Below are 25,002 nucleotides of genomic sequence, written 5' to 3'. Positions count from 1 at the left end.
GCACGGAGCCCTGGCTCCCGCCGTTCGGCGGGTCGGCCAGGGCTTCGCCCGATCGGGGGATGTTCACACCCGGACGGCGATCGCCATCCCCTGCCCGACGCCCACGCAGGCCGCCGCGACGCCCAGGCCGCCGCCCCGCGCCCGCAGGTGCCGGCACAGGTCCACCACCACGCGCGGCAGCGAGGCGCCCAGCGGGTGCCCGTAGGCGATCGCGCCGCCGTGCACGTTCACCTTCTCCGGCTCCACCTCCGGCAGGTGGTGCAGCACCGACAGCGCCATCGCCGCGAACGCCTCGTTGATCTCCCACAGGTCGACGTCGGCGGCGCCCACGCCCAGCCTGGCCAGCAGCTTCCGGATCGCCGGGACCGGCGCCAGGGTGAACCGCCCCGGGTCGCCCGCCGTCACCGCCGAGCCCAGGAACTCCGCCAGCGGGGTGATCCCCAGCTCCGCCGCCACGACCTCGTCGCCCATCAGCACCGCCGCCGCGCCGTCGTTGAGCGGCGAGGCGTTGCCGGCCGTCACCGGGCCGTCCCCGGAGAACGCGGGCTTCAGCTTCGCCAGCTTCTCCAGCGAGGTCTCCGGCCGCACGGACTCGTCCCGCCGCACCGGCGACCCGTCCGGCAGCAGCACCGGGAACGCGAACCCGTCGTGCACCCCCGCGTCCCACGCCGCCGACGCCCGCCGGTGCGACCGCAGCGCGAACGCGTCCATCCGCTCCCGCGTGATGCCCAGCTCCACGGCGACGTCCTCGGCCGCCCGCCCCAGCGGCGTGGTCCACTCGGCCCTCATGCGCGGGTTCACCAGCCGCCACCCCAGCGCCGTCGACACCGTCTCCAGCCGATCGGCGAACGCCCGGTCCGGCCGCGGCACCACGAACGGCGCCCGCGTCATGCCCTCCACGCCCCCGGCCAGCAGCAGCGACGCGTCGCCCATCGCCAGCGCCCGCGCGGCCTGCACGATCGCCTCGCCGCCCGACGCGCACAGCCGGTTGACCGCCACCCCGGGTACCGAGGTCGGCAGCCCGGCCAGCAGCGCGGCCATCCGCCCGACGTTCCGGTTCTCCTCACCCGCCCCGTTGGTGTTGCCCAGCAGCACGTCGTCGATCCGCGCCGGGTCCAGCGCGGGGTGCCGGCGCAGCAGCTCGGTGATCGGCAGTGCGGCCAGGTCGTCCACGCGCACCCCGGACAGCCCACCGCGGTAGCGGCCGAACGGGGTGCGGGCGGCGTCGAGGATGAGGGGCCGTGGCATGACCCCATCCTCTCACCGGCCGATGAAGAAGGGGATGAACGCCGAGGTGGGTCGAGTCTCACCCGAGGTGCCGAACAGCCGGACCTCGATCATGTGCGGCCCGGCGGAGAACCCCGAGGTGTTCAGCGCCAACCGGTACCGCCCGGCGATGCCCGGCCCGCCCCGGTCGGTCGGCACCACCGCCACCTGCCGGTCGTCGACCCGCACGCTGAACCCCGCCAACCCGGCCACGGGCGCGCCGGACCGGCCGCTCAGGGCCAGGTCGAACACCAGCCGCCCGGGTCGCACGGCGGCGCCGGGCGCCACGGCCCGCCCGCCCGCGTCCAGCACGGCCCCGTCGACGCGGGCCAGCTCCGGCCCCGGCGCGCCCGGCCCCGCCGCGGTGGTCCGCGCCACCGATGGCGGTGTCCCGCGCAGCTCCAGCTCCGCGTGCGTCACCTGCATCCGCAGCCCGCTCAGCACCGTCACGACGAGGTCGCCCGACATCGTCCCCAACGCCTCCACGGGCAGGTCCGCCACCACCGGGTAGGCCACGCCCGCCCGCCACGGCGTCCCGGGCACGGCCGGTCGCAGCGGCACCTCCACCCCGGCCACCGAGGCGGTCAGCGCGGGGGCCTCCGGCGCCGCGTCGGTGTGCAGCAGGGCCATCCGCAGCTGCCCGCCGGTCACCCCGGGCAGCGGCGGCTCGCCCGCCCCGCCGCGCCGGGGTTGGGCGGCCACCGCGGCCTCGACCGCGGGCGCGGGCAGCAGCGGCGGCGGCGAGGCGGGCGCCGCGTCGACCGCGACCAGGTCGAACGCCACCCGCTGCCCGGTCGGCCCGGAGACCGACACCAGCGCGGTCGCCTCCGACCAGGTCGGCACGACCGGGCTGGTCGCCACCAGCTCGCCGTCGAGCAGCACCCGCGCCCCGTCGCGCCGCAGCGCCAGCTCCCACCGGTGGGTGAAACCGGGGTCGAGCGCGGGCACCTCGCGCACCACCTCGGTCGGCACGTCCGCCGACGTCCGCACCCGCACCGACGTGGTCCCGTTGCCGGTCTCGACCAGCAGCCGCACCGTCCCCGGCGGCAGCCCGTCCCCGCCGACCACCGACACCGGTCCGGGCACCAGGTCCAGCGCCAGCTCGCCGTCGGAGCCGGGCGCGTCGGTCTCCACCGCGAACCGGCCCAGCTCGTCGGCGTCCCGGAGGACGAACGGCGTGCGCGCGCGCAGCGTGGCCGGCGCCGCCGCGCAGTTGCTGGTGAGCACCAGCCGCCGGCCGTCGTCGTCGCGGCCGGGCGTGACGCGGGCGCAGTTCGGCCGGGACACCAGCCGCCACCGCGTCGGGTCGGGCGAGTCGTCCCGGTCGAACCGGTCGACCGACGCGTAGCCGCCCAGCGGCCGGTCGTGCGGGGTGCCCGAGGACCTCGCGGGCGCGGAGCGCTGCCCGAACGCGTCCACCGCGTACACCTCGACCACGTGCGACCGCTCGTCCTCCAGGCCGTCGAGCTGGATCGCGGACCGCGTGACCAGCCTCGACCGGTCGGCGCGGTCGACGCCCCAGCGCACCTCGTAGCCGGGCGCGCCGCCCGCCCAGCGCAGCTGCAACCGCCGCGACCCGGCCGTCACGACCAGGTCGTGCGGCGCCTCCGGTGGCGCGCCCGCGTTCGGCACCAGCACGCCCTCGGCCGCGAACGGCGCGAGCGACGTGGGTGGTGGCGCGGAGGTGGGGGTGGGCGGGCCCGGCTCGCCGGCGCCGGCGGTCCGCAGGACCCCGACGACCCCGCCGAACAGCACCACGCCCGCGGCGATCAGCGCGATCCGGCGGCGGTCCATGGCGCAAAGCTAGGGGCCCGCGTGACGCCGGTCACCACGTCGTTGCGGAGCCGAGACCTACAGCGGTCGGATCTGGAAGCTGTGCTGCGCCTGGCGCACCTCGCCGCGCCCGTCCACCGGGAGCACCCGCGCCACGACGTCGTGGCCGCCGGTGGGCACGTCGTCCAGCCGCAGCGCGAACTCGTGCCGCCCACCTGCCGACCCGTTCGTGGGCAGCGTGGCGATCCGCTCGCCGTCGAAGTCGACCTCGACGCCCTTCACCGCGGCCACCTCGCGCGCGGTCGGGTCGGCCAGCTCGACGACCACCCGGGCGACGTCGCCCTCGCGCACCACGGTGACCGTAGGCACGGGGACCTCCGGCACGGGCGACGGGCGATCGGTGACCCGGGGCAGGGGGCGGCGCGCGTCCAGACCGTCCGCGACCACGAGGTGGACACCCGCCAGGTACCCGGTGTCGTCCGTCGGCAGCCGCACGCTCCGGAGCTCGTCGGTCCCCTCCAGCGGGAAGTCGGCGTAGACCACGGTCTCGTAGGACCAGTCGCCCTCGGGCGGCATGGGCGTCGCGGGCGCGGAGAGCGAGCCGAACTCCAGCGTCGCCGGCGCGCCCGAACCGACGAGCAGGGTGGCGACCACGCGCACCGAGGTGCCGCCCGCCAGCTGTGCCGGGGTCGCGGTGCCCAGGTCCACGCCGCCGCGGCCGAGCGCCACCACCGAGGCGGGCTCCGGGCCCGCCGGGACGCCGCCCGTGCCGAACGAGTCCAGCAGGGTGTGGCGGGACTCCCGGAACACCAGGCGCGGGTGGGCGACCCGCCAGGGCACCGCGACCGGCGCGCCGGCCAGCGCCACGCCGTCGCGCAGCGCCACCACGGCGTCGGGCAGCACGCGCAGCTCCCAGCGGTGCCGCACGCCCGAGGAGGGCAGCGTGAACGTGCCCGCCGCGGGCACCACCCCGCCGGTCGCGGGCACCCCCGCGCCGACGTCGAAGCGCACGGCCGTGGACGTGACGCGCAGGACGACCGCGCCCGGCGGCACCCCGTCCCCCAGCGCGGCCAGGTCCTGGAACGGCTCGGGCAGCAGGGCGATCGCCACCTCGCCGTCGGAGGTCAGCGGACCGTCGGTGGTGAGGACGGCCCTGCCGACCGCGCCGTCCCCGGGGTGGGGCTCGCCCAGCGTCAGCGGCACGTTCGACTGGAGCTCCAGCAGGTCGCAGGCCACCTCCAGCCGCCCGCCGTTGAACGGGCGCCGGCCGAGGCAGTCGGTGCTCGCGCCGCGGGGGTCGTAGGGCTTGGTGGCGGTCAGGACGCGCCAGCGGCGCGGCGAGAGTGACTCCGGGCCGTCGAACCGGTCGACCGGTTCGAACAGGCCGTCCTCCGGGGCCGCGTCGTACGCCATTCTCGGCACGGCGGTCGCGGTGGCGGGTCCGGAGCGGTTGCCCAGCCCGTCGACCGCGCGGACCTCAACGGCGACGTCGGCGTTCACGTCCAGGTCGGTCAGCTCGGTCTCGGTGCCCTGGACCAGGCGCGTGCCGCCGTTCCAGCGGACCTCGAAACCGCCGTGGCCGAGACCCCCGGCGGCGGTCCAGCTCGCGCGCAGGCTGGTGCGGTCGAGCGCGGTCAGCTCCAGGTCGGTGGGCGCGCCCGGCTCGTGCGCGTCCGGGACGTGCTCGACGCCGTCGGCGAGGAAGCGCTCGAAGACCGGCGGGGGCGGGGGAGCGGACTCGTCGCGCAGGAGGGCGACCGTGCCGCCGAGCAGGGCGATACCGCCGACCAGGGCGATGAGCTTGCGGCGCTCCACGGACCGACTTTATGGCCGGTCGTGTGCTCGCGGTGTGAGTGCGCGCGCGGTTGAACCGTTCAGCCCAACCACGCGACCGCCGCGGGAACCCAGGTCGCGCAAGGCTTCCAGGGCGTCCGGGGAGGTCAGGTCGAGGGTGGTGCCCGTCAGCTCGGGGCCGTTCTCCAGGGCCAGGCGGGCGGCGTGGCCCGCCTCCACGGTCTTGGCCAGGCCACCGGTCGAGGCGAGCGAGCCGCGGGCCGCGCCGAGCCGGCCCAGCGCGTCGTCCACGGCGCCCAGCAGCGCGGCGCGGTTGCCCTGGCACATCGCCAGGACCAGCTCGGGGCGGCTGCCCGCGACGCGCGTGCCGTCGCCGAACGAGCCCGCGGCCAGGGCGAGGGCGAGCGGGCCGCCGTCCGCGCCGACGCTGGCCAGCACGGCGGCGAGCAGGTGCGGGAGGTGGGAGACGCGGGCCACCGCGGCGTCGTGCTCGGCGGCGGTGGTGGGGACGACGTGGGCGCCCGCGGCGAGGGCCAGACCGACGACGTCGGCGAGGACGTCGAGGTCGGTGCCGTCCTCGGCGGTGACGACCCAGGCGGCGTCGTGGAACAGGTCGGCGCGGCCCGCGTCCCAGCCGGACCGGGACGTGCCCGCCATGGGGTGGCCGCCGACGTAGCGGGCGTGCGGGGCGAGGCGCGCGACGAGGTCGGCGACGGGGCCCTTGACGCTGACGACGTCGGTGAGGCGGACGCCCTCCGGGAGGGCCCGCAGCACGTTCTCCACAGCCGGCAGCGGAACCGCCACGACGACGAGCGCGTCCTGCACAACCGCGCGTTCGAGGGCCGCGGCGAGGTCCAGGACGTCGTGACCGTCCCGGCGCGCGGCCTCCGCGTCCTCGCCCGAGGCGGTCGCGCCCCAGGTCACGGCACCCGCCGCGGTCGCCGCGCGCAGCACCGAACCGCCGATCAACCCCAGCCCGACCACGCACACGCTTCGCACGACCCACATCCTGCCGGCGACGCCGCCCGAGCCCTACTCGTCCGAGCCCCGGGCAGTTGTCCACAGATCGCGGATCGCCGCTCGCACCCCCACCCGACCGCCGGCACGGTCGGAGCCATGACCACGACCCCGACCGCGCCGCTCGCCGGTCTCCTCAGCGCCGGTTCCCCCAGCGCCGGTTCCCCCAGCGCCGGTCCCTTCAGCGCCGGCACCCGCCCACCGCTCGTCCCGTCACCGCAGGGCGTCCAGCGCGAAAGCGGTGTAGACGACCACGCCGTGCTCCATGGCGGCCTCGTCGAACAGCACCCGGCTGGAGTGGTTCGGCTCCGCCCGCGCCAGGTCCACCCCGCGCGGGCAGGCGCCCAGGAACGCCATCGCGCCCGGCACCCGCTGCAACACGTAGGAGAAGTCCTCCGCGCCCATCAGCGGGTCCTCCATGGGCGCCGCCCACCGCGCGCCGAGGGCGGACGCCGTCACGTCCACCACGTGCCGTCCGACCTCGTCGTCGTTCACCGTGACGGGGTAGCCGGGCACGATCGCCACCTCGGCGGTGCAGCCGTGCGCGGCGGCCACGTGCTCGACGACCTTCGGCAGCTCGCGGTGCACCAGGTCCCTGGTCTCCTCCGACAGGGTCCGGATCGTGCCCTCCACGAGCGCGGTCTCCGGGATGATGTTGGTGGTCGTGCCCGCGGCGATCCGGCCGACCGTGACCACCGCCGGCTGGTGCACGCTGACCCGCCGGGCGACCATCGTCTGGAGCGCCCCGACCAGGGCGGCGGCGGGCGGCACGGGGTCGACCGCGTCGTGCGGCATCCCGCCGTGCCCGCCGCGGCCGGTGACGGTGACGTGGAAGGTGTCCGCCGAGGCCATCGTGGGGCCGGGGCGGCTGATGACGACGCCGGACTGGAGCGTCGAGGTGATGTGCAGGGCGAACGCCTTCTCCACCGGCGTGCCCGCCGCGTCCAGCACGCCCTCGTCGAGCATGTGCCGGGCGCCGTGCTGGCCCTCCTCGCCCGGCTGGAACATGAACACGACCTGACCGGACAGCGCCTCGCGCCGCGAGGACAGCAGGCGCGCGGCCGACGCCAGCATGGCGACGTGCGTGTCGTGGCCGCAGGCGTGCATGGTGCCGTCGACCTCGGAGGAGTAGGCCAGGCCCGTCTCCTCCTGGAGCGGCAGGGCGTCCATGTCGCCCCGCAGCAGCACGGTCGGCCCCGGCCTGGCCCCGCGCAGCACGGCGGTGACCGAGGTGCTGGAGCTGCCGGTGGTCACCTCCAGCGGCAGGCCGGACAGCGAGTGCTGGATCGCGGCCTGGGTCGCGGGCAGGTCCAAGCCCTGCTCGGGGTGCCGGTGCACCTGTCGGCGCAGCGCCACGGTCCTCGGCTGGAGGGCTCGGGCGGCCTCCACCAGCCCCGTGAACCTGGGCTCGGGAGCGGTCGTCGAGGTGTGCGGCAGAGTTGTGCTCATCCCACGATAGTGGCACCGCTCGGCCCCGGTCGCCCGCGCCTGCGGCCCCCGTGCTACCTACGTGGTGGCCGTGGCCCTACGGTGTGCACATGGCACACCAGGAGCCGGTCAACGGCTTCGCTGTCGCGGTGGTCCGCGAGGACGGTCGTTGGCGGTGCAGCAAGATGGACAGCTCCGCGCTGTCAGAACTCGACGCGGCCATCACGGAACTGCGCCAACTGCGCTCGACGGGTGCCGTCTTCGGGATGCTCGCGGTGGACGACGAGTTCTTCATCATCCTGCGCCCGGTCCCGGGCGGCGTGGCGCTGCTGCTGTCCGACGCCGCCGCGGCGCTGGACTACGACATCGCCGCCGACGTCCTCGACCTGCTCCGGGTGGACCCGCCCGACGAGGAGGACGACGAACTGTGGCCGGAGGGCGACCTCGCCGTCCTGGCCGACGTCGGGATGCCGCAGCACGAGTTGCAGGTGATCGTCGACGAGGTCGAGCTGTACCCGGACGAGCAGCTCCAGATGATCGCCCAGCGGTGCGGCTTCGCCGACGAGTTCACCAAGGTCCTGGACACCATCCAGGCGTGACCACCGGCAAGCCGTACGAGGCCATGGTCGAGGCCGCGCTGGAGGTCGCCGCCCGAGCCCCGGAAACCGGCGACATCCCCATCGGCGCGGTCGTCTACGGCCCGGACGGCCGGGAGCTGGCCAGGGCCTGCAACGCCCGCGAGGCCCTGGGCGACCCGACCGCCCACGCCGAGGTGCTGGCCCTGAGAGCCGCCGCCGCCGCACACGGCGACGGCTGGCGCCTGACCGGCTGCACCCTGGCGGTCACCGTCGAACCCTGCACCATGTGCGCCGGCGCCCTGGTCCTGTCGAGGATCGACCGGGTGGTCTTCGGGGCCTGGGAACCCCGCACGGGCGCCGTCAGCTCCCTGTGGGACGTGGTCCGCGACCGAAGGCTCAACCACCGACCCGAGGTGGTGGGCGGCGTCCTGGAGGCCAGGTGCGCGGCCCTGGTGGAGTCCTTCTTCCGCAACCCCTGACCTCCGCTCCCGCCCCACGCCCCTGCCCACGCCCCTGCCCGCCGCCCCACCCTTCACGTCTCCAGACCCCGTCCCGCGCTCCCCACGCCTTCTCGACCCTCGCCGCATTGCCTCTGTCCCGGCCCCGCCCTTCTGCCCAGCTCCGTGCCTCCTGACCCCCGCTCCACCCCTCTGACCAGCACCTCCGATGCGAACCGACCCCTATTTGGATCACCCCCGGCCGGTCTTGTATTGTTCTCGGCGGTGGCGTGTCCGAGCGGCCGAAGGAGCACGCCTCGAAAGCGTGTGAGGTGAAAGCCTCCGTGGGTTCAAATCCCACCGCCACCGCTGCTCAGAGCCCCGGTTGCCGATCACGGCAACCGGGGCTCTGACGTTCGGTGGCTTTGTGGTCGCGGTCCGCTCCTCGACGGTTCGGCACCCCGGGGGTGCGAGACCGGTGGAGAAGGGGAAGTGGTCAGCCATGCCGGTCGAGTACCTTCGCCGCGAGCCCCCGGTTGAGCCGGGGTTGCTCGCACGGCTGGAAGAACGAATCGGTCACGCCCTGCCGGGCGAGTACCGCGACCACCTGCTGGAGCAGGACGGCGGTCAGCTGGAGGAGAACGACCGCGGATCCGTGTGGTTCTGGGACCACGAGGAAGCGGACGAGGGCCGGCCTCCGGCGGAGGAGGACCTGGTCGAACTGGCGGAGAGCTGGGTGGGGTTCCTGGCTGGGCTGGAGCCCTGCTGAACCCCGAACCACGGGATTCCGCCCCCGGGGTTCACCGCGGGTTCACGATTCCACCCCGCCGACCGGGAACGGGGTCCACCCGCTGCCGCGCGGGTGAACCCCGTCCTGCTCCGGGCTGCCGCCCTGGATCGCCTCCCCGGGGCGCGGCTCCCCGAACCGCACCCCGAGGCCACGCCCAGGAAAAACCGCTGCCCGGTCTCCCTCGCGACCCTGCCCCGCCACCCCGGCCGCGCTGCCGGGGCGGCGGCGGGGTCGGTTATCGGCGTCCCTGGCGGGGCGCCGTCACCTGCCGCTGTCGGCTGACGGTTCTGCCGATCGTGATCTCCGGTTTCGGGAAGAGGCGGATGACCACCTCGTCGTTCTTGCCCTTCTTGCTCAGCACGAGCCACACGACGCCGAATACGAAGACCAGGACCAGCGCGACGACGACCACGAACGCCCACGGGTAGGCGCCGGCAAGAGCTGTCATGGGAGGAGCGTAGGGCCGGGGTCCGCTCGAATTCCGATCAATGGATCATCCGGTAAGATGGGGGATATCCCCGGAGGCCGGCGATCGCCACACCGGTATTCCCGTTGTAAACCCGACCCGGGGTCCTGGGCAAGGGCATCACCGGTGAATTCACACTCCCGGACCACGCGGCACGGCGGAGCGTCACGAGATCGACACCGTCCGCTGAGGTATGTCCTCTGGTGTGATTTACCTCACACCTTTGGCAGCTGAAGTGCGCTGGTCAGAGCGTTGCAGCTTGATGACGGTGGGCCCGGGAAGGTCGGGCGACCGCAGCACATCTCCAGGCAACGCTAAACCCCCGCCGAAATGATCGCCAGCGGTAACGCGCGGATTCACGCGAACAGCGGACGGCCGCGCCGGAACAGGTCGGCAACGCGCTCCGGAATGGCACAGGGGCGCCGATCCGCACCTCGTCAGGCCGGGTCGGCGCCCCTGTCGTGCGCACCGCACCCGGGTCGGCGCTGGGAGGGCCACCGATCGGATGCGCGTCCGGCACTCTACCTCACCACTCGAACACACGTTCGAGAGGGTGGGCTGGGTCAACAGTTAGTGACGGTGACTACCGCCGTTCACTCGATCCGGGGAGGATGCGCGCACCCGCCAACTTCCGGAGGACCCCTTGAGACCCACTCCGCTCCGCCTCGGAGTAGCGGTCACCGCCGCCTCGGCCGTGACGCTAGCCCTCGCCACGCCGATCCTCGCGGCCCCGAGCCCGGACGCCCTCGTCGCCGAGGTCTACGGCGGCGGCGGCAACTCCGGCGCGACCCTGACCCGGGACTTCGTCGAGCTGGCCAACCGCGGCGCCGCCCCGGTCGCCGTCGACGGCTGGAGCGTCCAGTACCTGCCCGCCTCCGCGAGCCCGAGCAGCCAGTGGCAGGTCACCCCGCTGACCGGCTCGATCGCCCCCGGCGGCAGGTTCCTCGTCGCGCAGGCCAAGGGCGCCGGCGGCACGGTCGAGCTGCCCACCCCGGACGCCACCGGCACCACCGCGATGAGCGGCACGGGGGGCACCATCGCGCTGGTCACCGGCACCGCGGCGCTGACCTGCAAGACCGCCGCCGACTGCGGCGCCGACACCCGCGTCCGCGACCTGGTCGGCTACGGCACGTCCACCGTGGTCCGCGAGACCACCCCCACCGGCAACCTGGGCAACACCACCTCGGCCGCGCGCACCGCGCTGACCGACACCGACGACAACGCCGCCGACTTCGCCGTGGGCGCGCCGACGCCGGTCAACTCCGCCGGCCAGGGTCCGGGCGGTCCGGACCCGGACCCCGACCCCGAGCCGGGGGACAAGCGCATCCGCGACATCCAGGGCACCACCCGCCTCTCGCCGCTGGCGGGTCAGCGGGTCGCGGGCGTCCCGGGCGTCGTCACCGCCGTGCGCACCACCGGTGACCGCGGCTTCTGGTTCCAGGACACCGCCCCGGACGCCGACCCGCGCACCAGCGAGGGCCTGTTCGTCTACACCGCGGGCCTGAACCCGACCGTGGAGCCGGGCGACGACGTGCTGGTCACCGGCACGGTCGCCGAGTACCGGCCGGACGGGGACACGGCGGCCAACTCGTTCCAGACCCTCACCGAGCTGACCGGCGCCGCGGTCACCGTGAGGTCCAAGGGCAACGCCCTGCCGGCGCCGGAGGTCCTCTCCGTCCCCGCGGGCTACCTGCCGACCGCGGGCGGCGGCTCCATCGAGCAGCTCCCGCTCGACCCGGCCACCTACGCGCTGGACTACTTCGAGTCCCGCGAGGGCATGTACGTCCAGGCCGACGACCTCCGCGTGGTCGGGCCGACCAACAACTTCAACGAGACCTTTGTGACGCTCGCGCCGGACCAGAACCCGACCGCGCGCGGCGGCACGATCTACCTCGGCTACGACCGGCCGAACAACGGCCGGATCAAGGTCAAGCCGGGCAGCGCGACGCCGACCAAGAGCAATGTCGGCGACACCTGGCGGGGCGCGACCCTCGGCAACATCGAGTACGCCAACTTCGGCGGCTACGTCCTCGCGGCCAAGTCGGTGGGCGAGCACGTTCCGGGCGGCCTCCAGCCGGAGGTCACCGACGCGCAGCGCGGCTACGAGCTGTCCGTGGCCACCTACAACGTGGAGAACCTGGCCGCGACCAACGACCAGGCCAAGTTCGACCGCCTGGCCGCCGCCGTGGTGGCGAACCTGGCGAGCCCGGACGTGGTCGTGCTGGAGGAGATCCAGGACGACAACGGCACCACCAACGACGGCACGGTCGCCGCGGACGCGACCTTCGCCAGGTTCACCGACGCCATCGCGGCCGCGGGCGGCCCGCGCTACCGGTGGCGCCAGATCAACCCGGTCGACGGGGCGGACGGCGGCGCGCCGGGCGGCAACATCCGGGTCGCGTTCCTGTTCAACCCGGACCGCGTGTCCTTCGTGGACCGCGCGGGCGGCGACGCCACCACCCCGGTCGAGGTCGTGAAGCAGCACGGCCGCGCGGCGCTGTCGGTGTCGCCGGGCCGCATCGCGCCCGCCGACCCGGCGTGGGGCAGCAGCCGCAAGCCGCTGGCCGGCGAGTTCAAGTTCCGCGGCCGCACGGTCTTCGTGGTCGCGAACCACTTCAACTCCAAGGGCGGCGACCAGGCCATGCACGGCCGCTACCAGGAGCCGACCCGCGGTTCCGAGGTGCAGCGCCTCCAGCAGGCCGCGCTGCTCAAGGGCTTCGTGGACCGGGTGAAGGCGGTCGACAAGGGCGCCAACGTCGTCCTCGCGGGCGACATCAACGACTACCAGTTCTCCCCGGTCGTCAACTCCCTGACCGCGGGCGGGCAGGTCGTCGCCCTGATGAACACCCTCCCCGAGGCCGAGCGGTACAGCTACGTGTTCGAGGGCAACTCGCAGACCCTCGACCACATCCTGATCAGCTCGAACATCACCCGCTACCGCTACGACGTGGTGCACATCAACGCGGAGTTCGCCGACCAGGCCAGCGACCACGACCCGCAGGTCGTGAAGCTGCGCCCGAGCACCGGCAACGCGAGCGTCGACAAGGTCGTCTTCCTGCTGGAGGACGTCCTGGAGTGCCTGCCCCGGTAGTGGCGCGACGACGCACGAGAGGGGCGGTCCCGGACGGGGCCGCCCCTCAGTCGCTCTCCGAGCTCGATTCCCTCTCCTCTGAATCGGAATGCCCGTAGAACGCCGTGTTGAGTTCGTCGTTCTCGCCGAGAGCGGCGGCGGCGTCGGGAGAAGGTGGTCGGAGAGTTCTCCGCAGTTGCTGCGGTGTCGACGGGGTGTCGATGGGTTCACGGATCCGCATTTTGCTCTTCGGCGTGGCGGTGTCGGAACCCGATCGCACCTCGGTGTGGAAAGCTCCCAGCTCATCGGCTGTGTCGCTCATCGTTTTCAACAGGTGTTCCAATTTTCCCCACGTCTCCCTGTCGTAGTTGCCCCCGCCGTGGTGCCCGATCGTCTGCACCTGGTGCAGCAGGGTGAGGTAGTACCTGGTCAAGCGCTGTTCCAGCACCAGTTGGTTCTCTCCCACCTTCGAGATCTTGTCGGCGTACTCCTCGAACGCGTCCTTCCTGCTCGCGCCCTTCGCCGCGTTGAGCGAACCTTCCATCGGTTGGAGGTTCTCCACGTTGTGGTAGTACATCCTGGCGGCGAACAAAGTGGGGTGCCAGCCGTCCTTCTCCGTGTTCAGGAAGAGTTCTTCAAACTTGGTCCCTCGTTCTTCTTCCTCGATCCTGCCCTTCCAGGACTTGATTTCCTTCCCGTTTTTCTCCGCCCAGTGTGCGATGTCCCACAGGGAACTCTTGATGGTGTCCCAGGGCAGGATGTGATCGATTTGGAAAGCGGTCAGGGGGACCCAGTTGCCGAGGTGCGGTTCGTCGTGGAACGTCCGGACGGCTTCCCTCTTGTGGCTGCGGTCGGTCATCAGGACCTTTGAATCACGCCACTTCTCGTTGATCAGTTTTTCCTTGAACCCGGTGTTGAACGACACCCGTTCGCCGTCCCACGCCTGGTCCTTCCACGTGTGCGTCTTCTTCGCAGCCATGAGGCGATCGGTGTCCGCGCTCCACAGCCCCTCCTTCGGGTCGGCCGCCCGCTGGACCGCCAGGGCCGTCGCCCGGTTCCCGGCGGCGCGTTGCAGCGCCAGGAAACCGGGAACGCCGACCGGCCCCGGTCGGGCCTGGGCGGGTGCTGCGGCGCGGGTGGCGCGGAGAGGGAGCGGGACCGCTTCTTCGGGGGTCGTCCGGTCGTGGGGCACGGGAACACCTCGGCGGCTCGTGCGCCGGCCGGTCGGTCGCGACGTCGGTCGGCGATCCGGTGGGTTGGTCCACCCAGCGTGCCCACGTCGAACCCGGCGGGGCAATGGGTGTACCCCGAACGTGGCGGGGACCCCGACACGTGGTGTCGGGGTCCCCGGCCAGCGGAGGATACGGGATTTGAACCCGTGAGGGGGTTAACCCAACACGATTTCCAGTCGTGCGCACTAGGCCACTATGCGAATCCTCCGCCGGGAAGTCTAACGGACGGCCGCTCCCCGCCCAAAACGGCTGGTGGGCGCGGGTTCTCCGGCGGGTGGTGGGAACGGCGACGGGTTCGCCGGCCGGTGGTGACGGCGGCGACGGGTTCCGTGGGGACGGCGACGGGTTCGGCGGTAGTACCCGCCCGGGTGGACCCGGTCGTGCGAGCTTCCCCCTCCCGTGGCAGCCGGGGGTCACCGGAACGGCGTGTTCGGGTCCCGACGGCTGAACCGGCCGTTCCCGCCGGGTGATCCCGAAACGCGCACCTCAACTCCTCGCGGAGCACCTCGTACGTTCGGCTGGTCCGCCCGCGTCCCGGTTCGCGGGGAGCGGGGAACCCCGTCGAATCCCGTGAGGGGAAAGCCGAATGGCGAAGAAGAGGTCCGCCGCCCCGGTGGCCGTGCTGACCGCGCTGCTCCTGACCGGCGCCACCGCCGCCGCCACTGCCGCCACCGCCGCCGCGACGCCGGGTCCGAACGCGATCGGGAATTCCGTGACCACCGATTTCCCCGTCTCCCTGACCACCGCGCCCGAGCACCGGCTCGGCGATCCCGTGGTGCTCGACTTCGAGCTGCGCAACGCCACCGACCGCGACGTGTCGGTGCTGGTGTGGGACACCCCGATGGAGGGCGGCACCCTCCGCTTCGTCCGCGTCCACCGCGCCGGCGTCGAGGTGCCCTACGACGGCCGCTCGATCAAGCGCGGCGACCCGTCCGCCGCCTCGTACGCGCCGGTCCCGGCGGGTGGCGCGGTCCACGCGTCCTTCGACCTGACCTCGGCGTTCGCCATCACCGAGCCCGGTGACTACACCGCGACCCTCGACGCCCGCCTGCGCGACGTGGTCACCGGCGCCCCGTCGGCCCGCGCCCGCGCCGACCTCGCCGGGGTCGCGCTGGAGCCGGTCGCGGTGGGCTTCCGCGTGCTGCCCGGCGGCCCGGCCCGGACCACCGGCGGCGAGACCGCCCGCCGCGCCGCCGCGACCCCGGCCGGGCGCGCCGAGCCGAACCCGCCGGCGTTCGACGGGGGCACGGACACCGAGCGGGGGCAGATCACCAGGGCGCACGAGCAGGGTTTCCGCTACACGCGTGACGCGTTCCGGGAGGTGCCCGAGGGCGAGGCGCCCCCGCCGCGCTACAAGAAGTGGTTCGGCGCCTTCGGCGAGAACCGCTACCGGCGCGTGCACGATTCCTACGGTGCCGTCCTGCGCTATTTCACGCAGGAGACCATCACCTACACCCCGCACGGCGAGGGGTGCCGGGACGACTACTACGCCTACACCTACTTCGACGCGAAAGCCGTGTGGTTGTGCCCGGTGTTCTGGCGGATCGAGATGACCGGCCTCGACTCCAAGGCGGGCACGGTCGTGCACGAGCTCAGCCACGCGGCCGCCCACACCGAGGACCACGTCTACGGCACCGAGGCCGCGCTCCGGCTGGCCGAGGAGGAGCCCGGGAAGGCCGTGCGGAACGCGGACAACTACGAGTACTTCGCCGAGACCACGTCCTGAACGCGCGCCCGGACCCGGTCGCCGGTCGGGTCCGGACGACGTCTTGGTCACAGCGCCACCCCTTGTGTGCGGCCACAACCACTTCTTCGGTTAGGCTCACCTAAGGAGGTGCAAGGTGAAGCGTGGTCTCGTGGTCGTCCTGTCCGCACTGCTGCTGGCCGCTTGCGGCGGCGGTGGTGATGACGGGGAAAACCCGGAAAGCGGGCAGGACGCCGCCCCGGGGGCGGTGACGGTCGACACCCGGTTCGGCCCGGTCACCGTCGAGGAGCCCCCGACGCGGGTGGTCGCGCTCGGCTGGTCCGACGCGGAGACCGCGCTGGCCCTGGGCGTGCAGCCGGTGGGCGCGAGCGACTGGCTCGGGTTCGGCGGCAAGGGCGTCGGCCCGTGGGCGGAGGGCCTGTACGGGCAGGCGCCGCAGCTGCTGGGCACCACGGAGATCGACTACGAGGCGGTCGCCGCGCTCCAGCCCGACCTGATCCTCAACACCCGGTCGGACAACGACCAGGCCAAGTACGAGACGCTGGCCAAGATCGCGCCCACGATCGGCGCGCCGAAGGACGTGATCCAGTACGGCACGACCTGGGAGCAGCAGGTCGAACTGGTGTCCAAGGCCCTGTTCAAGGAGGACGAGGGCCGGAAGATCATCAGCGACCTCCAGGCGAAGTTCGCCGACAACCGGAAGTTCGACGGCAAGACCACCGTCGTCGGCGCGTACTTCGACGGCAAGTTCGGCGCGTACGTCTCCGGCGACGCCCGCACCGACTTCATGAGGGCCATCGGCTTCACGCCGCGCCGGGAGGTCGAGGAGCTGGCGTCCGGCTCGTTCTACGTCGACATCTCGGCGGAGCGGCTGGACCTGCTCGCCGCCGACCTGACCGTGCTGTTCCCGATCGGCGGCGACGCGAGCGCGCTGAAGGGCAACCCGCTGGTGCCGGAGAAGGCGCTGGTCCTGGAGGACAAGGCCCTGGTCAACGCCTTCTCCAGCGGCTCGTCGCTCGGCACGGCCTACGCGCTGGACAACGCGGTGCCGCTGTTCGGCCGGGCGCTCGGGCTCTAGCAGAACCAGCCGTCGGCCACCCAGCCGTTCGCGTTGATGTGGCCGTAGGCGAAGCCGTAGACGTAGTTGCCGACCTTGGGGCCCTTCACCAGGAACGTCTGACCCCGGTAGAGGGTGCCCATCCACGGGCCGTCGTTGGGCGCGGTGCGGACGTAGAGGTCGGTCGCGCACACGGTCTCGCGCTTCCCGACGGTGCCGTTGGCCGCCTGGGCGGGTGCGGCGGTCGCCACCAGGGCGACCGCCGCCACGAGCAGCGCTCTGGTCACCACGAGTCGTACCCCCCGATGCACTCGGCGCGCAGGTAGCCCCAGTCGTTGGGGCCGAAGTCCATGCTCGCCGCCCAGCCGTTGTAGACGGGGTGGGCGCCGGGCGTGTGGCCGATCTTGTTGCCGTAGGTCAGCGTCCGCTTGAACTGGACCGGACCGGACGAGTGGTCGTAGTTGCCGTAGAAGCTCGCCGTCTGGCAGACGACGATGGCGTGCCTGGGCACGACCGGGTCGGCCGCCGCCGTGCCGGCGGCGAGGAGCAGGGTGGCGCACGCGAGGAGCAGGACCCTCATGGCGTTCCTCCTTCACCGGGAGTTACCGATGTCGGTGAAGAGTTTCCCGTGCCCGCCGCGAGGTCGTCCAGGGGCATTGGCTACACTGACCGCGGACCTCGTGCGGCACACATCCCATGAACCTCCCCAGGGCCGGAAGGCAGCAAGGATAAGTGGGCTCTGGTGGGTGCACGGGGTCCCCTTTCGTCTCACCCACCGGGCCCGACGGGGGTGTCGGACCCTCCCGGTAAGGTCGCCGACGTGGCGCTCGCCCTCTACCGCAAGTACCGACCGGCGACCTTCGGCGAGGTCGTCGGGCAGGAGCACGTCACCGATCCGCTGCGCGTCGCCCTGGGGGCGGGCCGGGTCAACCACGCGTACCTGTTCTCCGGGCCGCGCGGCTGCGGCAAGACCTCCAGCGCCCGCATCCTGGCGCGCTCGCTGAACTGCGTGAAGGGCCCCACGCCCGAGCCGTGCGGCGACTGCAACTCGTGCGTCGGACTCGCGCCCAACGGGCCGGGCAGCGTGGACGTGGTGGAGCTGGACGCGGCCAGCCACGGCGGCGTGGACGACGCCCGCGAGCTGCGCGACAAGGCGTTCTACGCGCCCGTCGAGGCGCGCTACCGGGTGTTCATCATCGACGAGGCCCACATGGTCACCACGCAGGGCTTCAACGCCCTGCTGAAGATCGTGGAGGAGCCGCCCGAGCACCTGATCTTCATCTTCGCCACCACCGAGCCGGACAAGGTGCTGCCCACCATCCGCTCGCGCACCCACCACTACCCGTTCCGGCTGATCCCGCCCAGGGACATGCGGGCGCTGCTGGAGCGCAACTGCGCGGCCGAGGGCGTGGTGGTCGAGCCGGCGGTGTTCCCGCTGGTCATCCGTGCGGGTGGCGGTTCGGCGCGCGACACGCAGTCGGTCATGGACCAGCTGCTGTCCGGCGCCGGGCCGGAGGGCGTGCGGTACGAGCGGGCGATCTCGCTGCTCGGCGTGACCGACGTGGCGCTGATCGACGACGTGGTGGACGGCCTGTCCACCGGCGACGGCTCGACGGTGTTCGGCACCGTCGACCGGCTGGTGGAGGCGGGCCACGACCCGCGCCGGTTCGCCTCGGACCTGCTGGACCGGCTGCGCGACCTCGTGCTGCTGCACGCGGTGCCGGACGCGGGTGAGCGCGGCCTGGTGAACGCGCCCGCCGACGAGCTGGCCAAGATGGCGGCCCAGCGCGACGCGACCCGGCCCGCGACGGTCACCCGGTGGGCCGAGGTGCTGCACCAGGGCCTGACCGAGATGCGCGGCTCCACCGCGCCCCGGCTGCTGCTGGAGCTGGTGGTGGCGCGGATGCTGCTGCCCTCGGTGGGTGACGTCGAGTCGGGCCTGCTCCAGCGGGTCGAGCAGTTGGAGCGCCACGGCCCGCCGGCCGGTGGCGCGACCGGGAACGGGGGTGCGGCCGGGAACGGCGGCGCGCCCGCCGGTCGGACGTTCCAGCGCCCCTCGCAGCGGCCCGGGGACGCCCCGCAGGCCGGCGGGGACCACTCCGCCGCACCCCACACCCCCCAGCCGGCCGCGCACCAGCCGGCCGCGCACCGCACCGCACCGCCGGCTGCGCACCAGCCGGCCGCGAATCGCACCGCACCGCCGGCTGCGCACCAGCCGGCCGCGAACCACGCGGCCGCACCGCAGGTCGCACCGCAGCCCGCACCGCAGCCCGCACCGCAGCCCGCACCGCAGGTCGCGCACCACGCGGTCGCGCACCAGCCCGCACCGCAGGCCGGGCCACCGGCTGCCCCGCCGCAGGCTCCGCCGAGCCCGCAGGCTCCCGGTTCTCAGGCTCCCGGCCCGCGGGCCGCCGCGACGCAGGCCGCACCGTCCGCCGCGCCGCAGACCGCGCCCCGGCCCGCGACGCCCGAGCCCGCAGCGCCCCACCCGGCGACCTCCCCGGCGGCCTCCCAACCCGCAGCGGCCCACCCGGCGGCTTCCTCCCCGCCGGCCGACCACCCGGCGGCAGCGCCCGCCGCGCGGCAGGTCCCGGCCCAGGCGGCCCCGCCGCCCGACCGCCCGGCCACGCCCGCGACCCGGCCGGCCGCCGAACGACCCGCCGAGCGCCCCGCACCGGTCGAGCGCCCCGCGCCCGCCCCGCAGGCCGAACACCCCGCACTCGCCGAACACCCCGCGCCCACCGGCCCGGCCGGCCTCGACGTGGCCGAGCTGCGCCGCCGCTGGCCCGAGCTGCTGGGCGTGGTCCGGGGCACCAGCCGCAGCACCGAGGCGATGCTCACCAACGCAGCGGTGTCCGACGTGGACGGCGGCGTGGTCACCCTGACCCACCCGTCCGCCCCGCTGGCCCGCCGCCTGGCCGAACCGCGCAACGTCGACGCCATCTCCGCCGCGCTCGCCCAGGTCCTGGGCGGCACGTGGCAGGTGAAGTGCGTCCACGGCGAGCCGAGCGCCGCCCCGACCCGCCCGGTGCAGCAGAAACCGCAGCGGCCCGCCCCGACCAGGCCCAGCCAGGCGGCCCAGCCGCGCCGGCCCGAGCCGTCCCGGCAGGCCCCGTCCGCCTCGTCGGCGCCCGCCGACGACATCCCGCCGCCGCCCGAACCGCCCGAGCCCGACGACCCCCTCCCGCCGGAACCGGTCGACGAGGAGGAGATGCTCGCCGAGGCCGCCCGACCGACCGAGGAGGGCGATCGGGGACTCGACCCGGAGGCCGTGGTGCTCAAGCTCCTGGCCGACGAGCTGGGTGCTCGCCCGTTGAAGGGCTGATCGACGCGGCTACGCTGGTGAACGGCGGCAAACCCGGAAGAGAGGAACCCGCGGTGCAACCCGGTGGGCCCAACATCCAGCAGATCCTCCAGCAGGCGCAGGAGATGCAGCAGAAGCTCGCGGCCACCCAGCAGGAGCTGGCCGAATCCGAGCTGACCGGTACCGCGGGCGGTGGTCTGGTGACCGCGGTGGTGTCCGGCGGCGGTGAGCTCAAGCGCCTGGAGATCGACCCGGAGGTGGTCGACCCGGACGACGTCGAGACGCTGTCCGACCTGGTCGTCGCCGCCGTGCGCGACGCGAACCGAGCCGCCCAGGAGCTGGCCGCCCAGAAGATGGGCCCGCTGGCCGCGGGCATGGGCGGGATGGACGACCTCGGCGGTCTCGGGAAGCTGTTCGGCTGATGTACGAGGGGCCCGTCCAGGACCTGATCGACGAGCTCGGCCGCCTGCCGGGCGTCGGTCCGAAGAGCGCGCAGCGCATCGCCTTCCACCTGCTCGCCGCGGACCCGGCCGACATCGGCCGGCTCCAGGACGCCCTGCAGAAGGTCAAGGACGGCGTGGTGTTCTGCGACGTGTGCGGCAACGTCTCCGCCGAGACGACCTGCCGCATCTGCCGCGACCCGCGCCGCGACCTGACGCTGATCTGCGTGGTGGAGGAGCCGAAGGACGTGCTCGCGGTGGAGCGGACCCGGGAGTTCAAGGGGCGCTACCACGTCCTGGGCGGCGCGCTCGACCCGCTGTCGGGCGTCGGGCCGGACCAGCTGCGGATCAAGCAGCTGCTCACGCGCATCGGCACGGACGTCAACGAGATCATCATCGCCACGGACCCCAACACCGAGGGCGAGGCGACCGCCACCTACCTGGTGCGGATGCTGCGCGACTTCCCCGGCCTCACCGTCACCCGGCTGGCCTCGGGCCTGCCGATGGGCGGTGACCTGGAGTTCGCCGACGAGCTGACCCTCGGTCGGGCGCTGTCCGGCCGGCGCAGCATGTGAGGCTCGTCGCGGTCGACGGCCCGTCCGGCTCGGGCAAGTCGACCCACGCGGCGCGGCTGGCCGGGGAGCTGGGCGCGCCCGTGGTCCCGACGGACCACTTCGCCACGTGGACCGACCCGGTCGCGTGGTGGCCGCGCCTGCTGCACGGGGTCCTGGAACCCCTGTGGCGGGGGGAGCCGGGGCGCTACCGGCGCGTGGACTGGTCGGAGGGTTGGCCCAGGCTCGGCGGGTGGGTCACCGTGCCGGTGTCGGGCGTCCTGGTCGTCGAGGGCGTGTCGGCCGCGCGGCGCGCCATCGCGCCACGCCTGGACGAGGCCGTGTGGGTGGAGCTGCCGGACCCGGCGGAGCGGCTGGCCAGGGCCGTGGCCCGGGACGGCGCGGCGAGCCGCGCCCACCTGGAGCGCTGGCAGGCGTTCGAGCGGGGCTGGTTCGCCGTGGACGGCACCAGGGCGCGGGCGACCCGCGTGGTCACGGTGGACTGAGCGCCGCGAGCCGCCCGGGGGCCACGCGGCACCGCCCACGACCGGCTCGACGACCTGGGGCCACCGGCTGCCCGGATGTCCGGGCGGAACCCGCCCGGGGCCACCTCGCCGCCCGGCGAGCCACCCGCCCTCCCGGGAGCTACCCCAACAACCGGCGCACGACCTCGGCCTCCGGCGAGCAGCCGACCGCGCCGAACCCCTCCAGCGCCGCCCGCCAGTGCGCCACCGCGCCGTCCCGGTCGCCCGACGCGGCCAGGGTGTCGCCCGCCAGGTGCGCCGCCCGCGCCCCCACGAACCGCTGCCCCGTGTTCCGGCTCAGCTCCAGCGCCCGCAGCGCCAGGTCCAGCGCCTGCGCCAGGGCGCCCTGGTCCAGCCGCACCCGCCCCAGCACGGTCAGCACCTCCACCTCGGCCAGCCGCAGCCGGTAGCGCACGGCGCTGTCCAGGGCCTGGTGCGCCGAGTAGCGGGCCTCGTCCAGCCGACCCGCCGCGCGGTGCGCCAGCGCGAGCCCCCGGCGGGCCACGCAGATGCCCATCGGGTAGCCGGTCTCCTCCGCGACCCGCAGCGCCTCGGTGGTGCGCTCCACCGCCTCGTCCAACCGCCCCAGCCCGCACAGCGCCTCGCCCAGCGCGTTCGTCGCGTCGCACACGCCCTTGAGGTTGTCCAGGCCCTCCGCGATGTCCACCGCCCGCCCGGCCTCGGCCTCGGCCTCCGCGAACCGGCCGCGCATCAGGTGGGCCAGCGCCAGGCCCTCGTGCGAGAAGTGCGCGAACCGCCGCGCGCCCGCGCGCTCGTACAGCTCGCCGCACCGCTCGTACAGCAGCGCCGCCCGCTCCGGCTCGCCCAGGAACAGGTGCGCCTCGGCCAGCGCCCGGTGGCTGTCGGCCTGCGTCATCCACGCGCCCAGCCGGTTGCCGACGTCCAGCGCGCCCTCGAACGACGACACCGCCCGGTCCAGCTGCCCGAGCTGCATGTAGACCCCGCCGAGGTTCAGCTGGGCGATGCCCTCCTGCTGGAGCGCCCCGATGGACCGGGTGATCACCAGCGCCCGCTCCAGGTGGTCGGCGGCCAGCTCCAGCTCGCCCACCTCGATGTAGAGCGCGCCGAGGTTCGCCAGCACGGCCGCCTCCGCGGCGGGCGCGGCGCCGGTGCGCTGCTGGATCGGGATGGTGCGGCGGAAGTGGTCCACGGCCACCCGGTGCTGGCCGATCGCCCAGTACAGCGTGCCCAGCGAGGACAGCATCGCCACCTCGCCCACCGGGTCCTGCGTCGCCTGCGCCACGGCCAGCCCCGCCTTGGCCGTGGCCAGCCACTCCACCGGCAGCCCGGTCGGGTAGAAGTAGCGGCGCAGCGCGTCGGCCAGCTGCCACACGTCCGGGTCGGGCCTGCGGTCGGCCGCGTGCACGACCAGCGCCACCAGGTTGCCCCGCTCGGCGTCGAGCCAGGCCAGCGCCTCGGCGGAGGAGGCGAACAGCCGGGGCGTCACGCCCGCCGCCGCGCCGGTCCGCGGCAGCCGCAGCAGGGTGCTCTTGAACGCGTCGGTCGCGTTGTCCACCGACCGGATCGACCAGTCCAGCAGCCGCCGCACGGCCAGGTCCCGCTCGGCCGGGTCGTCCTCGTACTCCAGCCGCTCGGCCGCGTAGTCCCGCAGCAGGTCCTGGAACTGGTAGCGGCCGGGCGCGTGGTTGTCGACCAGGTTCGCGGTGGCCAGCCGGTCGAGCCGCCGCCGGGCGTCCTGGGTGGTCAGCCCGCCCAGGGCGGCCGCCACGTCCGGCGTGATGTCGCCCGGGGCCAGGCTGAGCAGCCGGAACAGCGCCGCCAGCTCCGGCTTCAGCGCGGTGTAGGACAGGTCGAACGCCGCGTGCACGGCGGCCCGCTCGTCGCCCTCCACGGCCAGCGCGGCCAGCCGGTCGCCGGCCCGCAGCTCCTCCACGTACGAGGCGATGGTGATCTCCGGCCGCGACAGCAGGTTGGCCGCCGCGATGCGCAGCGCCAGCGGCAGGTGCGCGCACAGGGCGGCCAGCTCGTCGGCGGCCCCCGACTGCGCGGCCACCACCTCCTCGCCGAGCATCCCGGCCAGCAGCGCCCGCGTCTCGGTCCGGTCCAGCACGTCGAGCCGCACGTTCGACGCGGCGTGGCTCACGGCCAGCCCGCGCAGGGTGTCCCGGCTGGTCACCAGCACCGCGCACCCCGGCGAGCCGGGCAGCAGCGGCCGGATCTGCTCGGCGTTGGCCGCGTTGTCCAGCACCAGCAGCACCTGCTGGTCGGTCAGCCGCGACCGGAACATCGCCTCCTGCTCGTCCTGGTCCAGCGGCACCTCGCCCGGCGGCACGCCCTGCGCCCGCAGGAACCGCGGCAGCACGTCGACCGCGCTCAGCGGCGGCCCCGAGGCGTAGCCGCGCAGGTTCACGTACAGCTGCCCGTCGGGGAAGAAGTGCCGCAGCTTGTGCGCCGAGTGCACGGCCAGCGCCGTCTTGCCCACGCCCGGCGGCCCGGCCAGCGTCACCACCGGCACGCCCTGCGCGGTGCGCAGCAGCGCCTCGATCAGCTGGACGGCCTGCTCGCGGCCCACGAAGTCGCCGATGTCGGCGGGCAGCTGCGAGGGCACCACCCGCTCGCGCGCGGCGGTCGCCGACTGCCCCGCCTCCAGCGCGGGGGAGGAGCTCAGCACCTGCTGGTGCACGCGCCGCAGCTCGTCGCCGGGGTCGATGCCCAGCTCCTCGGCCAGCAGGCCGCCGACCCGGCGGTACGCGGCCAGCGCGTCGGCCTGCCGCCCCGACCGGTACAGCGCGACCATCAGCAGCGACCACAGCCGCTCCCGCAGCGGGTGCTCGCCGGTCAGCCGGTACAGCTCGGGCACCACCTCGGCGTGCCGGCCCAGCTCCAGGTCCGCCTCGAACCGGCGCTCCTCGGCGTGCAGCCGGCGTTCACCCAGCCGGGGGACTTCGTCGCGGTGCAGCACCTCCGACGGCACGTCCACCATCGCCGGGCCCCGCCACAGCGCCAGGGCCGCGGCGAAGATCGCCGACGCGGACTCCGGCCGGCCCGCGGCCCGCTCCCGCTCGCCCTCCTCGACCAGCTGCTCGAACCGCATCACGTCGATCGTGCGCTCGTCGACGTCGATCAGGTACCCGTCGGGCACGGTCCGGATCGGCACCGCGGGCCCGAGCACCTGCCGAAGCCTCATCACGTAGGTCTGGAGCGTGCCGCGCGCCCGCGCGGGCGGGTCGGCGCCCCAGATGTGCTCCGCCAGCTCGTCCACCGAGACCCCGGCCCCGGCCCGCATCAGCAGCGACACCAGCAGCGAGCGCTGCCGCCCCGCCCGGACCGCCAGCCGCTCCCCGTCCACCAGCACCTGGAGCGGGCCGAGGACGCGGAACTCGACCACTGGGCTCACCGGGCGACCTCCCCTCCGCGCGAGTGCGGGTTTCCGTTGTCCGTTGTACAGCGTAGGAGAGCGTTTGCCCGATCAGCCGTGGTCACGTTGGGTCAGCGCGGGTCAACCGGATGTACGAGAATACGAGACCACGTGGCCGGATCGTGACCTGTGCTGCCGCAGAAGGGTTGTGGTGACCGGTTAGGGTCCCT

Annotated in this window: 20 protein-coding genes, 2 tRNA genes and 1 other RNA gene; 12 read left to right on the top strand and 11 right to left on the bottom strand. The window is 74.1% G+C overall.

Annotated features, from left to right (window positions below; translation table 11 throughout):
• Positions 1-63: 63 nt before the first annotated feature.
• The 5 genes from ACFP3R_RS02855 to ACFP3R_RS02835 form a co-directional block, all read right to left on the bottom strand.
• The gene (locus ACFP3R_RS02855) at positions 64-1,248 is read right to left on the bottom strand and encodes a thiolase family protein (RefSeq protein ID WP_380632391.1); all 1,185 of its coding nucleotides are present in this window, start codon (positions 1,246-1,248) and stop codon (positions 64-66) included.
• A 12-nt stretch (positions 1,249-1,260) separates the two neighbouring features.
• On the bottom strand, positions 1,261-3,060 hold the full coding sequence (locus ACFP3R_RS02850) for a fibronectin type III domain-containing protein (RefSeq protein ID WP_380632388.1): 1,800 nt from the start codon (positions 3,058-3,060) through the stop codon (positions 1,261-1,263).
• Positions 3,061-3,117: 57 nt separating this feature from the next.
• Positions 3,118-4,854: a hypothetical protein gene (locus tag ACFP3R_RS02845; RefSeq protein WP_380632386.1), complete on the bottom strand. Its 1,737-nt coding sequence runs from the start codon at positions 4,852-4,854 to the stop codon at positions 3,118-3,120.
• 9 nt (positions 4,855-4,863) lie between these two features.
• A complete protein-coding gene (locus ACFP3R_RS02840) occupies positions 4,864-5,841 on the bottom strand; it encodes a prephenate dehydrogenase (RefSeq protein ID WP_465269976.1) in 978 nt (325 codons plus the stop codon).
• 222 nt (positions 5,842-6,063) lie between these two features.
• Positions 6,064-7,299, bottom strand: coding sequence for a M20 metallopeptidase family protein (locus ACFP3R_RS02835; protein WP_380632383.1), 1,236 nt, complete (start codon positions 7,297-7,299; stop codon positions 6,064-6,066).
• 89 nt (positions 7,300-7,388) lie between these two features.
• On the opposite strand from ACFP3R_RS02835, the gene ACFP3R_RS02830 reads away from it, so the two are divergent.
• The 4 genes from ACFP3R_RS02830 (at position 7,389) to ACFP3R_RS02815 (ending at position 9,062) form a co-directional block, all read left to right on the top strand.
• The gene (locus tag ACFP3R_RS02830) at positions 7,389-7,877 is read left to right on the top strand and encodes a tRNA adenosine deaminase-associated protein (protein ID WP_380632382.1); all 489 of its coding nucleotides are present in this window, start codon (positions 7,389-7,391) and stop codon (positions 7,875-7,877) included.
• 23 nt (positions 7,878-7,900) lie between these two features.
• Positions 7,901-8,335 (top strand): nucleoside deaminase, encoded by a 435-nt coding sequence (locus ACFP3R_RS02825; RefSeq protein ID WP_380632834.1) that lies wholly within the window; start codon positions 7,901-7,903, stop codon positions 8,333-8,335.
• A gap of 242 nt (positions 8,336-8,577) precedes the next feature.
• Positions 8,578-8,662, top strand: a tRNA-Ser gene (locus ACFP3R_RS02820).
• Between the two features lie 178 nt (positions 8,663-8,840).
• Positions 8,841-9,062, top strand: a complete 222-nt coding sequence (locus ACFP3R_RS02815; protein WP_380632379.1) for an SMI1/KNR4 family protein — start codon at positions 8,841-8,843, stop codon at positions 9,060-9,062.
• A 256-nt stretch (positions 9,063-9,318) separates the two neighbouring features.
• Here ACFP3R_RS02815 and ACFP3R_RS02810 read toward each other — a convergent pair whose 3' ends face one another.
• Positions 9,319-9,531, bottom strand: a complete 213-nt coding sequence (locus ACFP3R_RS02810) for a hypothetical protein (protein ID WP_380632376.1) — start codon at positions 9,529-9,531, stop codon at positions 9,319-9,321.
• 712 nt (positions 9,532-10,243) lie between these two features.
• Here ACFP3R_RS02810 and ACFP3R_RS02805 point away from each other — a divergent pair.
• The gene (locus tag ACFP3R_RS02805; protein ID WP_380632374.1) at positions 10,244-12,640 is read left to right on the top strand and encodes an endonuclease/exonuclease/phosphatase family protein; all 2,397 of its coding nucleotides are present in this window, start codon (positions 10,244-10,246) and stop codon (positions 12,638-12,640) included.
• Positions 12,641-12,686: 46 nt separating this feature from the next.
• Here ACFP3R_RS02805 and ACFP3R_RS02800 read toward each other — a convergent pair whose 3' ends face one another.
• Positions 12,687-13,811 (bottom strand): hypothetical protein, encoded by a 1,125-nt coding sequence (locus tag ACFP3R_RS02800; RefSeq protein ID WP_380632371.1) that lies wholly within the window; start codon positions 13,809-13,811, stop codon positions 12,687-12,689.
• A 163-nt stretch (positions 13,812-13,974) separates the two neighbouring features.
• Positions 13,975-14,059 (bottom strand) — tRNA-Ser (locus ACFP3R_RS02795).
• A 378-nt stretch (positions 14,060-14,437) separates the two neighbouring features.
• Here ACFP3R_RS02795 and ACFP3R_RS02790 point away from each other — a divergent pair.
• Together ACFP3R_RS02790 and ACFP3R_RS02785 are read left to right on the top strand one after the other, a co-directional pair.
• Complete coding sequence (locus tag ACFP3R_RS02790) at positions 14,438-15,577, top strand: M35 family metalloendopeptidase (RefSeq protein ID WP_380632369.1); 1,140 nt, start codon at positions 14,438-14,440, stop codon at positions 15,575-15,577.
• Positions 15,578-15,692: 115 nt separating this feature from the next.
• Complete coding sequence (locus ACFP3R_RS02785) at positions 15,693-16,634, top strand: iron-siderophore ABC transporter substrate-binding protein (RefSeq protein ID WP_380632367.1); 942 nt, start codon at positions 15,693-15,695, stop codon at positions 16,632-16,634.
• Here ACFP3R_RS02785 and ACFP3R_RS02780 read toward each other — a convergent pair.
• Together ACFP3R_RS02780 and ACFP3R_RS02775 are read right to left on the bottom strand one after the other, a co-directional pair.
• Positions 16,631-16,903, bottom strand: a complete 273-nt coding sequence (locus tag ACFP3R_RS02780) for a hypothetical protein (RefSeq protein WP_380632366.1) — start codon at positions 16,901-16,903, stop codon at positions 16,631-16,633. The genes ACFP3R_RS02785 and ACFP3R_RS02780 overlap by 4 nt on opposite strands.
• The gene (locus tag ACFP3R_RS02775; protein WP_380632364.1) at positions 16,897-17,193 is read right to left on the bottom strand and encodes a hypothetical protein; all 297 of its coding nucleotides are present in this window, start codon (positions 17,191-17,193) and stop codon (positions 16,897-16,899) included. Before ACFP3R_RS02775 ends, ACFP3R_RS02780 begins: the two co-directional genes overlap by 7 nt.
• A gap of 90 nt (positions 17,194-17,283) precedes the next feature.
• Here ACFP3R_RS02775 and ffs point away from each other — a divergent pair.
• From ffs to ACFP3R_RS02750, 5 genes are all read left to right on the top strand, one after another.
• An RNA gene (gene ffs / locus ACFP3R_RS02770) (signal recognition particle sRNA small type) lies at positions 17,284-17,378 on the top strand.
• Positions 17,379-17,433: 55 nt separating this feature from the next.
• Positions 17,434-19,938: a DNA polymerase III subunit gamma and tau gene (locus ACFP3R_RS02765; RefSeq protein WP_380632362.1), complete on the top strand. Its 2,505-nt coding sequence runs from the start codon at positions 17,434-17,436 to the stop codon at positions 19,936-19,938.
• Positions 19,939-19,991: 53 nt separating this feature from the next.
• Complete coding sequence (locus ACFP3R_RS02760) at positions 19,992-20,339, top strand: YbaB/EbfC family nucleoid-associated protein (protein ID WP_380632359.1); 348 nt, start codon at positions 19,992-19,994, stop codon at positions 20,337-20,339.
• A complete protein-coding gene (recR, locus tag ACFP3R_RS02755; protein ID WP_380632356.1) occupies positions 20,339-20,932 on the top strand; it encodes a recombination mediator RecR in 594 nt (197 codons plus the stop codon). Before ACFP3R_RS02760 ends, recR begins: the two co-directional genes overlap by 1 nt.
• The gene (locus ACFP3R_RS02750) at positions 20,929-21,414 is read left to right on the top strand and encodes a uridine kinase family protein (protein WP_380632354.1); all 486 of its coding nucleotides are present in this window, start codon (positions 20,929-20,931) and stop codon (positions 21,412-21,414) included. Before recR ends, ACFP3R_RS02750 begins: the two co-directional genes overlap by 4 nt.
• A 139-nt stretch (positions 21,415-21,553) precedes the next feature.
• Here ACFP3R_RS02750 and ACFP3R_RS02745 read toward each other — a convergent pair whose 3' ends face one another.
• Positions 21,554-24,811 (bottom strand): AfsR/SARP family transcriptional regulator, encoded by a 3,258-nt coding sequence (locus ACFP3R_RS02745; protein ID WP_380632352.1) that lies wholly within the window; start codon positions 24,809-24,811, stop codon positions 21,554-21,556.
• Positions 24,812-25,002 lie beyond the last annotated feature (191 nt).

The sequence above is a fragment of the Saccharothrix lopnurensis genome, assembly GCF_042658445.1.
GTDB lineage: Bacteria > Actinomycetota > Actinomycetes > Mycobacteriales > Pseudonocardiaceae > Actinosynnema > Actinosynnema lopnurensis.
The sequence above is the reverse complement of the archived record's forward strand: the minus strand, read 5'-3'. Positions and strand labels throughout refer to the sequence as shown.